This window comes from Paraburkholderia sp. Ac-20347, assembly GCF_017104805.1.
GTDB lineage: Bacteria > Pseudomonadota > Gammaproteobacteria > Burkholderiales > Burkholderiaceae > Paraburkholderia > Paraburkholderia tropica.
The window spans coordinates 1-5,478 of record NZ_JAAGPN010000390.1 but is presented as its reverse complement, the minus strand read 5'-3'; the positions used below and the strand labels follow the sequence as shown (position 1 = coordinate 5,478).

Sequence of the window (5,478 nt, the reverse complement as noted above, 5' to 3'; positions counted from 1 at the left end):
TCGTGCCGAGCGCAGCCAGCGGCGCGGCATCGCGGGCACGGTGCTGATCCACAAGATCGCGGGCGCGGCGGCGGCGCGCGGCGCGACGCTCGAAGTGGTGGCCGCCGTGGCGCGCGACGCGGTGGCCAATCTCGGCACGATGGGCGTCGCGCTCGACGGCTGCACGCTGCCGGGCGTCGCGCAATCGAGCTTCACGCTCGCCGACGATGAAATCGAACTGGGCCTCGGCATACACGGCGAAAAAGGCGTCGAGCGCAGCGCGCCGTTGCCCGCGAACGAACTGACCGAAGCGCTGCTCGTGAACGTCCTCGACGAACTCGCGATCACGCGCGGCGAGCGCGTCGTGCTGCTCGTCAACGGTCTCGGTGCAACGCCGCAAATGGAACTCGCCATCGTGCTGCGCGCGGCTTGCGCGAGCCTCGCGCGCCGCGAGTTGCGCGTGGAGCGCGCGTGGGCGGGCACGTTTTTATCGGCACTGAATATGCCGGGCTGTTCGATTTCGCTGATGCGTGTCGACGACGGCAAGCTCGCGCTGCTCGACGCCGCGACCGAAGCGCATGCGTGGCCCGGCAAGGGCTGCCTGAATCGCACGGTGCGCCTCGATACGTCCGGCGTGCAGCGCGAGGACCATGCCGCGCCGGTGCTCGACGCGGCGGGCGCCGAACGCGCGACGCGCATCAAAGCGGCGCTCGATGCCGTGGCCCAGGCGTTGACCGATAACGAATTGCGGCTCGCCGAACTCGACGCACAAGCTGGCGACGGCGACCTCGGCGCGAGCATGCGCCGCGCGGCCGACGCAATGAACGCCACGCCGATGCACGCGCTCGCTACGGCACCGGATGCGTTGTCGTCGCTGGGCGTGAGTCTGCACAAGGCGATCGCGGGCAGTTCCGGGCCGTTCTACGCGACGGCGTTGCTGCGTGCGTCGCGTCATCTGCAGGGATCGGCGCAACCGTCGGCGCAAGAATGGGCGCAGGCGCTGCGCGGCGCGATCGACGCGATCAGCGAACTCGGCGGTGCAAAGGCAGGAGACCGAACGATGCTCGATGCGATGATTCCCGCGAGCAACGCGTTCGAATCGGCCCTGAAACAAGGGCTCGACGCGCAACGCGCGTGGGCCGAAGCGGTGACGGCGGCGGAGCATGGCGCGCAGGCGACAGCGCATATGCTTCCGCGCGTGGGGCGGGCGAGTTATCTGGGCGCGCGCGCCGTGGGGTCGCCCGATGCGGGTGCGGTGGCGGTGGTCTGCTGGCTGGCGGCGCTGCGACCGCATGTGGGGAAGTGATGGGGTTTGGGATCGCTCAAGCATCCAGGTTTGATTCCTGAATGGGCGCTTAGAACAGGGCGGCTACGATCAGCTTCTGCCAGTGAGCGTCCCATAACGTCGAGTACATCTGGTGCTCGAACGCCAAGGCTTGGGCGTGAATCGTAACCGCGTCTACCGGCTCTATACAGAAGAGTGCTTGTCCGGCCTGTTCAACTCATGAGTTTTATCGGGCGGCGGTAGTCGCCGGTGCGCCGATGTATTTGAGCTGCTCGATCTCGTGAGGTGCGGTGTCCGGATCGTCCAGTGTCGGCGTGATATGTCCCACCAGAATGCCCATGCTGATAGACGTCCGCACGTATTTCGTATCGCCTGCGTGGAGCGCGAACGTTACTTCTTTCTTCGTCTCCGTCGTGGTCGACACCGTATAGTCGCCAGGCGTCTCGTCTACGTAGAAGAATCCACCCGGAACGGAGCGTCCGACGACCTTGTCGTTAAGCTTGATCTCGGGCTGGATCATGGCGCCGCCGAAACTGTCGGAGCGGAAAAAGTAGATGCGGCCGTGATCGGCAGCGAGCGTCGGTATCGACGATGCCACGTCTTTGTACTGCGGACCCGATGCGCATCCTGCTGCAAGCATCGCGACGCCGACAGAGAGCGACAGGGTTCGATAGAACTTCGTCATTTCATTATCCCCGGTAGGTTTTGAATTGTTTGAAACACCAAGATGTCTGGTCGCTAAACACGGCTTACCCAACGCAGACATGGTTGATTTACGGCAGCGGGATCCAATTCTTTATTGTTTTTCGAGCTGTCGTGGAACTACAGAAATTCGAGGCGGGAAATTGATTCAAATTGCCTTCAAATTGCATTCTTATGAATTACATAAATGCAATTTGCATTGAATTTATTCTGCTCTGAATGCAAAGGAAGGCGACTGCGGTGGCGTTGGTATTTTCAGGTCTTGAGGAAGACAGCTTGCGACGGGAGTGAGCGAAACGTAGCAGCGCCGAGCCTGGCGCAGTACGTTTCGCAGGAGAATTTAAAAGCAGAGTTTGTGCGTCAGCGTCAAACTGTCGTTGCTTCAGCAACGATCGCGAACACAACAAAAACGCAACAAAGGACTTAAACAATCCCCGTCGTATAGAACACCGCAATCACGAAGAACACCGCGAGCGTTTTAATCACCGTGACCGCGAAAATATCGCGGTACGACTCGCGGTGCGTGAGCCCGGTCACCGCCAGCAGCGTGATGACCGCGCCGTTGTGCGGCAGCGTGTCCATGCCGCCGCTGGCCATCGCCACTACGCGATGCAGTACGTCGAGCGGAATGTGCGCGGCCTGCGCGCTCTTGATGAACAGATCGGACATGGCCGCGAGCGCGATGCTCATGCCGCCCGACGCCGAGCCCGTAATGCCCGCGAGCGCGCTCACCGAAACGGCGGCGTTCACGAGCGGATTCGGAATGCTCTTGAGCGCGTTGCTCACCACGATAAAGCCGGGCAACGCCGCGATCACGCCGCCGAATCCGTATTCCGATGCGGTATTGAGCGACGCGAGCAGCGCGCCCGCCACGGCCGCTTTCGTGCCGACCGCGAAGCGATCCTTCACGCGCGTGAACGCCGTCAGGACCACGAACACGATGCCGAGCAGCAGCGCGCCTTCGACCGACCAGATCGCCACAACCTGCTTGACCGTCGTGGTCACAGGCGCGTGGATGCCGGGCAGCACGTCGGGGGCGATCGTGTAGGTGTCGCCGTACCATTGCGGAATCCAGCGCGTCAGGAAGAAGTTCGCCACGCCCACCAGCACGAGCGGCGCGACGGCCAGCAGCGGATTCGGCAGATGGTCGGTCTGCACGTGCTCGGGCTCGTTCACGAGCGAGGTGCCGTAGCCTTCGCCTTTGGCCATCGCGCTGCGGCGGCGCCATTCGAGGTACGTGAGCCCCACCACGATGATGAACAGCGAACCGATCACGCCGAGCGCGGGCGCGGCCCACGCGGTCGTCTTGAAGAACGTCGTCGGGATGATGTTCTGGATCTGCGGCGTGCCGGGCAGCGAATCCATCGTGAACGAGAACGCGCCGAGCGCGATCGCGCCCGGCATCAGGCGCTTGGGAATGCCGCTCTGGCGATACAGCTCGGCGGCGAACGGATAGACCGCGAACACCACCACGAACAGCGAGACGCCGCCATAAGTGAGCAGCGCGCAGACGGCCACGATCACCGCATTGGCGCGCGAGCGGCCGATATAGCGGATGGCGGCCGCGACGATCGACTCCGAATAACCCGACAGCTCGATGACCTTGCCGAACACGGCGCCGAGCAGAAACACGGGGAAATAGAGCTTCACGAAGCCCACCATTTTCTCCATGAAGATGCCGGAGAACACGGGCGCGACGGCCGCGGGATCGGTGAGCAAGACGGCGGCGAGGGCGGCGACAGGCGCGAACAGAATCACGCTGTAACCGCGATAGGCCGCAAGCATCAGAAATGCCAGGGCCGCGAGAACGATAATGAACGACATGGAGTCTCCTGCAATGCGTGTTGCACTTCGTTGATGCACTTCTATTGCATATCTTTGGCTGCACCGGCCGTTCATGGTGCGCCGCAGCGATTGTACCGAATCGGCTCGCGCTCGCGAGGGAGATTGCGCGGTGCGCCTTGACGCGCGCGAATAGCGCGGCGAGCATCGGACACGGCGAGGAGCGCGGCAAGGAGAGGGCGATGCGCGTACGGTCAGCGAGGGCGGCAAGCGGCGCGCGCGGTGCGTGTCGAAGCACGATTGCGGCCGCATCGATGGCGGCATCGATGGCCGCATCGATGGCGATTGCGATCTCGATGTCGGCCTGGGCGCAGGACGGCGACATGCGCAACTGGTACAACGATCCGTTCTTCGCGCTGTCGTCGGCGTCGAGCGCGTGTCCGCAGCCGCTCGGTCCGCGCATGAGCAAGGCCGAAGCCGACGACGACGCCCACTATCGCGTCGAGCGCGGCACCACCTGCTGGCTCGCGCACAAGTGCACGAAGCCGAATTCCTACCTCTACGACGCCGACATCGCGAACGCCGTCCGCGCCGCCTTCGCCGACGACGCCTCGCTCGCGGGCACCAGCATCTGGATCACGGTGCAGCGGCGCTTCGTCTACGCGGAGGGCTGTGCGCCTGCCGCGTTCGACCGCGCGGCGCTGGAGCGTCGGCTGGGCGCGATCGCCGATGTCGAGCAGGTGTTCGTGCGCCTCGCCGCCGATCCGCGCGCGCCGTTGCCCTACAAGACGCTGACGCCTGCGCCCGCTGGGTCATCCGCTCCGGCGCACTGAACCTCGCCCCCGCGCACGTCGATGCGCCCCGGATGCCGCGCAGGCGCGAGCGGGCATGGCACAATCGCATCGTCGAAAAACTAGAAAGCCCCCGGGGTACTCCATGACTCGTTTCGGTTCGTCGTTGTTCCGTTTTCGCAGGCTGCCTTTCGCGGCAGGCGCCTGCGCGTTGCTCGCGGCGCTGTCCGCGTGCAGCAGCGGCCCGCCGCTGTTTCTGTCCGATGGCCGCCCGACGGTCCAGGTCCAGTGTCCTGCGGCCGGCGATCGCGATTCCTGCGTGCAGCAGGCCCGTGCTCGCTGCGGCGGCACGTATGACACCGTCGACAATTCGACCAACGGCGACGTGTACACGCTCGTCTTCGCCTGCCGCGCGAAGTAAGCGCGTCGGCGAGGTCCGCGCCCGGAATGTGTCGAGCGCCTCGACCTCCGGGCGCCGTTTGCGTCCTTCAGCCGCCCGGCGGCGCGCAGGACGGCAGATTCATCAGCAGACGCAGGAGATCGGGCTGGCGGCGCGTGGCGGTCTTCTGAAAGATCGACTGCAGTTGCTTGCGCACCGTGTCGTGCTGCACGCCCACGCGCGCGGCGATCTCCTTCTGCGTGTGCCCTTCCACCAGCAGATGCACGATCCGGCATTCGGCCGGCGAGAGGTCGAACGCTTCGGCGAGCACCTGCTCGTCCACGGCCGGCGCCGAACGCGGGTGATAGAACATCAGGGCCGCGACGGCGTGCGGCTCGGCCGCCGAGGCATCGCCGGGCGTCAGCACGTTGTAGAACGCGTAGAGCACTTCGGGGCCGCCCGCGCCCGGCGCGCCTGACGACAGCGGCTCCGTTGCGGGATCCGGCTCGACGTCCTCCGGCCCTTCGCTGGCCACGATGCGCAGCGCGCGCAGCCGCGCC

At 65.0% G+C, this 5,478-nt stretch carries 6 protein-coding genes; 3 read left to right on the top strand and 3 right to left on the bottom strand.

The features are described from left to right. Window positions 1-1,285, top strand: a 1,285-nt coding sequence (locus tag G3N97_RS36015) for a dihydroxyacetone kinase subunit DhaK (RefSeq protein WP_205997576.1), incomplete at its 5' end; no start/stop codon positions are given. Between the two features lie 205 nt (window positions 1,286-1,490). On the opposite strand, the gene G3N97_RS36010 is transcribed toward G3N97_RS36015, so the two are convergent. Then, on the bottom strand, window positions 1,491-1,949 hold the full coding sequence (locus G3N97_RS36010; protein ID WP_176079749.1) for a DUF2846 domain-containing protein: 459 nt from the start codon (window positions 1,947-1,949) through the stop codon (window positions 1,491-1,493). Between the two features lie 440 nt (window positions 1,950-2,389). Further along, the gene (locus tag G3N97_RS36005) at window positions 2,390-3,790 is read right to left on the bottom strand and encodes a GntP family permease (RefSeq protein WP_205997575.1); all 1,401 of its coding nucleotides are present in this window, start codon (window positions 3,788-3,790) and stop codon (window positions 2,390-2,392) included. Between the two features lie 284 nt (window positions 3,791-4,074). On the opposite strand from G3N97_RS36005, the gene G3N97_RS36000 reads away from it, so the two are divergent. Continuing rightward, the gene (locus tag G3N97_RS36000) at window positions 4,075-4,581 is read left to right on the top strand and encodes a BON domain-containing protein (protein WP_241031050.1); all 507 of its coding nucleotides are present in this window, start codon (window positions 4,075-4,077) and stop codon (window positions 4,579-4,581) included. 55 nt (window positions 4,582-4,636) lie between these two features. Further along, window positions 4,637-4,960, top strand: a complete 324-nt coding sequence (locus G3N97_RS35995) for a hypothetical protein (protein WP_241031049.1) — start codon at window positions 4,637-4,639, stop codon at window positions 4,958-4,960. 67 nt (window positions 4,961-5,027) lie between these two features. On the opposite strand, the gene G3N97_RS35990 is transcribed toward G3N97_RS35995, so the two are convergent. Continuing rightward, window positions 5,028-5,478: helix-turn-helix transcriptional regulator (locus G3N97_RS35990; RefSeq protein WP_241031048.1), on the bottom strand; the 451-nt coding region annotated here is incomplete at its 5' end.

Bases quoted from the DNA above. Each gene is read 5' to 3' on its own strand.
- G3N97_RS36000 (WP_241031050.1), top strand. From the start codon at position 4,075: ATGGCCGCATCGATGGCGATTGCGATCTCGATGTCGGCCTGGGCGCAG.
- G3N97_RS36005 (WP_205997575.1), bottom strand. From the start codon at position 3,790: ATGTCGTTCATTATCGTTCTCGCGGCCCTGGCATTTCTGATGCTTGCG.
- G3N97_RS35995 (WP_241031049.1), top strand. From the start codon at position 4,637: ATGGCACAATCGCATCGTCGAAAAACTAGAAAGCCCCCGGGGTACTCC.
- G3N97_RS36010 (WP_176079749.1), bottom strand. From the start codon at position 1,949: ATGACGAAGTTCTATCGAACCCTGTCGCTCTCTGTCGGCGTCGCGATG.